We start from the raw sequence: 4,781 nt of genomic DNA, 5'->3' as shown, positions 1-4,781 counted from the left end.
CCGAGCACCAGCATCGAGAACAGTCCAGGCGAAGCCGTCCATACGCAGAATGAAGTTCAGCCCGAGGCTGGGCAACCACATGAATTCTTCGCGGATCACGCCGCCGTGGGCGATTTGCGGGTACAGCATCGCGACCTGAACGGTGCCGATCAAAGCGACCAGACCCGCCAGCAGGGATTCGGCATTACGCGCATTGTGCGGCAGCACCGCTGCCAGACAGCTGCCAATGAACGGCAGAAGCAGTAGAACTATCAGGGACATAGGCTTCTAATCTGCGGAAGTTTGTGAAGCATCATACGTGCCAGCTCCCTGATCACCAAACGCGAGGATGTCTCAGAATCCTACAAAGTAGTCTGGAAATTTGTGTTTGGCGCTGTTTCAGGTGCAACGATGGTGCGGCGCTTTCGCGAGCAGCCAGAAGAGATTGCGGGTCACCCCTGCGTTTCCCGCTCCAGCTCAGCTTCTGCCTCGGTGGACCTTCCCTTGGTCTTCAGCTCACTGATAATCACCGCCGCAACAATCAACCCGGCCCCAACCAGCGCAATTGCCGGCAAGCGCTCCCCGGCAATCCGTCCGACAATCCCGGCCCACACCGGTTCACCGGCATAGATCAACGTCGCCCGAGTCGGCGAAACACTCTTCTGTGCCCAGTTCATCGCCACCTGAATCGCCGCACTTGCTGCGCCCAGACCCAAAGCGGTTACCAGCAACAACCAGGAAAAATCCGGAATCACTTCACCTGTCGGGACTACCAGCAAGAACGACAGCACCGCCGTCACCGCCAGTTGCACCACCGTCACTCGCCGCACATCCACCTGCCCGGCGAAAGTGCTGATCAAAATGATTTCAGCAGCAATCGCAACGGCGCTGATCAATGTCGCAATTTCTCCGGGACTGAAATTCAGCGCCGCCCCTGAAGGACCCGACAACAACATCAAACCGGTAAACGCCAGCATGATCCCGATACTTGGCATCAACCCCGGACGCCGTCCCAGCACCAGCCATTGCAGCAGCGGCACAAACGGCACGTACAGCGCGGTAATGAACGCCGACTGACTGCTCGGAATGCTTTGCAGCCCGACCGTCTGCAAGCCATAACCAAGCATGATCGCTACACCGATGAACGACCCTGCCTTGACTTCGAACAAGGTCAACTCGCGCAAGTGCCGCCAGGAAAACATCGCCACGATCGCCGCCGCTGCGGCGAAGCGCAGGCCGACGAAAAACATCGGGCCGCTGACCGTCATGGCATGTTGCACAATCAGAAACGTACCGCCCCAGATCATGGTAATCAGCACCAGCACGCACTCGGCTTTGCTGAAGCGGGAGAAGCGGATTCGGGACGCAGAATTGTTTAGCGACATCATGACCTTGCGCACATTAAAAGGGAGGCCGCACAATGCCGCCAATGTTGCGCAGTATACTGCCCAACCTCACCGAGTGAGCAATATAGTGCACAAAGATTTGACTCAGCGAGCCTCCGTTCTGCAACACGTCAGCCAGAACGTTCGACGACTGCGCCATGCTGCGGATATGAGCCAGACCGCACTGGCGGAAAAATCCGGGGTGAGCCGACGGATGCTGGTAGCAATCGAGGCAGGCGAAAAGAATGTCAGCCTGACCACGCTTGATCGCGTTGCCGAAGCGCTCGACGTTGCCTTCAGTGATCTGATCCAAGCGCACGATGCGCGCGACCCGAGCCGGATCAATGAGGTTGCCTGGGCGGGCACGATTCCCGGCAGCAGAGCCGTGCTACTGTCCAAAGCCACCGCGAGCCGCGAAGTCGAACAATGGGAATGGTGTCTGCAACCGGGCGAAGTTTATCCGTCGCAACCGGACGCCGATGGCTGGAGCGAGCAGATTTACGTATTTGAAGGATGCCTGACACTGATGCTCGGCGATCAGGCGCAGTACATCAATAAAGGAGAGTTTTTCATGTTCGCCAGCAATCAACCGCATGCCTACCGCAACGATGGCGATGTGGCTGCGCGGTTCGTGCGTAATGTGGTGATCTGAATGGAGCAGCCTGCGGACATCCTGATCATCGGCGGCGGCCTCAGTGGCACGATGCTGGCGGTGCAATTGTTACGCCTGCCTGGGCAACGAAGAATAGCGATTATCGAGCCGCGTGCTGAATTGGGACGTGGTGAGGCTTACAGCGCCGTTGAGTTGGGACATACGCTGAACGGCAACGCGGCGCGGATGAGCGTCGACCCGGATAATCCTGATGATCTGACGCAGTGGCTGACCGCGCATATTGCCGGCGGCGGCTGGCCGGAATCTGCCGAGCAGGACGTGCCGGTCAGTGAGCTGTTTCCGCCGCGTGGCCTGTTCGGGGTCTATGTGCAACAGCGTCTGGCCGAAGCCAGGGCAGCGGGTAACCTGCAAGGCTCGACCGTTGAACATTTCTGTGCCGAGGTCGTCGACCTGCATGTTGATGCTGGTTCAGTGCAGCTCACCTTGAGCGATGGCCAGACTCTGCGTGGATCGCAGGCGGTGCTGGCCACCGGCATGTTTCCCGCCGCTCGCACGCCGCAGACGCAGTCCAGTGGCCTTAACGCCGCAGCGCTCGATCCCTGGGATGTGGCGGCCATGCGCGAACTCGACCCGCAGTCCACCGTGCTGATCATCGGCTCCGGTCTGACCATGGTCGATGCCGTGGTGTCGCTGGAGCAGGCCGGGCATCGCGGGCCGATTGAGGTGTTCTCCCGGCATGGCCTGCTGCCGCACGTGCGCCGTCAACCGCCGGCGTGGGTGGATTTTCTGGCAGCAGATCACAACATTCGTACGCCCCGCCAGTTGCTGCGCGAGTTGCGTCGACATTGTCGCGACGCAGTCGCCCAAGGCATCGACTGGCAGGCGCCGCTGGATACGGTTCGCGCGCACATCGCGCGGTTGTGGAGTCAGGCGACTGACGTGCAGCGTCGACAATTCGTACGGCATGTACGGCCATGGTGGGAGAGTCATCACCATCGTTCGCCGCCACTGAGTGCCGAGTTGATCGAACGGCTGCACCAGGAAGGGCGCTTGCGCATTCATGCAGCGTCGTTCAAGGGGATTGAGCCCGGCGCTGGCGATGCTGTGACCATCCGCATCCGTCCGCAGGGTGAGACTGAAACATCTACAGTGAGCGGTGCGGCGCTGATCAACTCCAGCGGCATTGAATACGACTGGCGGCGTGTTGCACGACCGTTGCCGCAGCAATTGCTGGCGCGAGGACTGGTGCAACCGGGGCCGCTGGCGCTGGGGATCACAGCAAAGGACGGCGCAGTGGTGGATGCCGAAGGGCAGGTGAGCGCTCGGTTGTTTGCCATGGGCCCGCCGTTGCGCGGGATGTGGTGGGAAAGTACGGCAGTGACGGACGTCGCTGCGCAGGCTAAAGCGTTGGCTCGGCGGTTGGTGGATAGCTCGAAAGATTGAAGTGTTCTTCCGGCTTCGCGAGCAGGCTCGCTCCCACAAGGAGATTGAGGTTGTGACTACAATTTGCGCCACACCATAAATCCTGTGGGAGCGAGCTTGCTCGCGAAAAGCGTCATCTGATTCAACGTCTCTGTTGAATGAAAGACCGCTATCGCTGGCAAGCCAGCTCCCACAATGGGTGTGCGTTACGACTTGAAATTACGCGACGACGCGATAGCACGGCACATACGCCGCGCCACCCGGCAACTTCATCCGGTGCTGGGCGACGAAGGCCTTTAGCAGCGCATCAAGCGGCTGCATGATCGCCGCATCACCACGGATCTGATACGGCCCGTGCTCTTCGATCAGGCGAATGCCTTTGTCCTTGACGTTACCGGCGACGATCCCGGAAAACGCCCGACGCAGATTGGCCGCCAGTTCATGCGGTGGCTGGTCGCGATGCAGTTTCAGGTTGGCCATGTTTTCGTGGGTTGGATCGAACGGGCGCTGGAAGCCCTCATCGATCTTCAACAGCCAATTGAAATGGAACGCATCGTTACGCTCGCGGCGGAACTGCTTCACCGCTTTCAGGCCTTGAGTCATCTGCCGCGCCACTTCGGCCGGGTCGTCGATGATGATCTCGTAATGCTGCTTCGCCGCTTCGCCGAGGGTCGCGACGACAAACGCATCCAGCTGTTCCAGATACGGCGCGGCATGCTTCGGCCCGGTGAGGATGACCGGGAAGGGCAGGCCTGCGTTGTCCGGGTGCATCAGGATGCCGAGCAGGTAGAGGAACTCTTCGGCCGTACCGGCGCCGCCCGGGAAAATGATGATGCCGTGGCCGACACGGACGAAGGCTTCCAGACGCTTTTCGATGTCCGGCAGGATCACCAGCTCATTGACGATCGGGTTCGGCGCTTCGGCGGCGATGATGCCTGGCTCGGTCAGGCCGAGGTAGCGACCGCCGTGAATGCGCTGTTTGGCATGGGCAATGGTCGCGCCTTTCATCGGGCCTTTCATCACGCCAGGGCCGCAACCGGTGCAGATGTCGAGGCTGCGCAGGCCCAGTTCGTGGCCGACTTTCTTGGTGTATTTGTATTCTTCGGTGTTGATCGAGTGGCCGCCCCAGCACACCACGATTTTCGGCTCGACGCCCGGGCGCAGGGTGCGCGCGTTGCGCAGCAGATGGAACACGTAGTCGCTGATGCCTTGGGAATTGCTCAGGTCGATGCGCTGGCTGTCGAGTTCGTTCTCGGTGTAGACGATGTCGCGCAGGGCGCTGAAGAGCATTTCGCGGGTGCTGGCGATCATCTCGCCGTCGACGAACGCGTCAGCCGGAGCGTTCAGCAGCTCCAGGCGTACACCGCGATCCTGCTGGTGAA

General features: G+C 60.3%; 4 protein-coding genes and 1 pseudogene. 2 read left to right on the top strand and 3 right to left on the bottom strand.

Translation table 11 applies throughout. The features are described from left to right. Positions 1–261, bottom strand: a pseudogene (locus OQK_RS30670) (hypothetical protein); the annotation flags it as partial. Positions 262–431: 170 nt separating this feature from the next. Continuing rightward, a complete protein-coding gene (locus tag OQK_RS26365) occupies positions 432–1,367 on the bottom strand; it encodes a DMT family transporter (RefSeq protein WP_016775080.1) in 936 nt (311 codons plus the stop codon). A gap of 85 nt (positions 1,368–1,452) precedes the next feature. Between OQK_RS26365 and OQK_RS26360 the strand changes: the two genes are divergently transcribed. Then, positions 1,453–2,016, top strand: a complete 564-nt coding sequence (locus OQK_RS26360) for a helix-turn-helix domain-containing protein (RefSeq protein ID WP_016775079.1) — start codon at positions 1,453–1,455, stop codon at positions 2,014–2,016. Further along, a complete protein-coding gene (locus OQK_RS26355; RefSeq protein WP_016775078.1) occupies positions 2,017–3,420 on the top strand; it encodes an FAD/NAD(P)-binding protein in 1,404 nt (467 codons plus the stop codon). Positions 3,421–3,618: 198 nt separating this feature from the next. Here OQK_RS26355 and ppnN read toward each other — a convergent pair. Next, on the bottom strand, positions 3,619–4,781 hold a 1,163-nt coding region (ppnN, locus tag OQK_RS26350; protein WP_016775077.1), incomplete at its 5' end, for a nucleotide 5'-monophosphate nucleosidase PpnN.

It is taken from the genome of Pseudomonas sp. R62, assembly GCF_000257605.1.
GTDB classification, from domain to species: domain Bacteria; phylum Pseudomonadota; class Gammaproteobacteria; order Pseudomonadales; family Pseudomonadaceae; genus Aquipseudomonas; species Aquipseudomonas atacamensis.
This window is presented reverse-complemented; position numbering and strand designations above follow the sequence as displayed.

Excerpts from the sequence above, each read along its gene's own strand:
- OQK_RS26365 (WP_016775080.1), bottom strand. The coding sequence starts at position 1,367 with ATGATGTCGCTAAACAATTCTGCGTCCCGAATCCGCTTCTCCCGCTTC.
- OQK_RS26355 (WP_016775078.1), top strand. The coding sequence starts at position 2,017 with ATGGAGCAGCCTGCGGACATCCTGATCATCGGCGGCGGCCTCAGTGGC.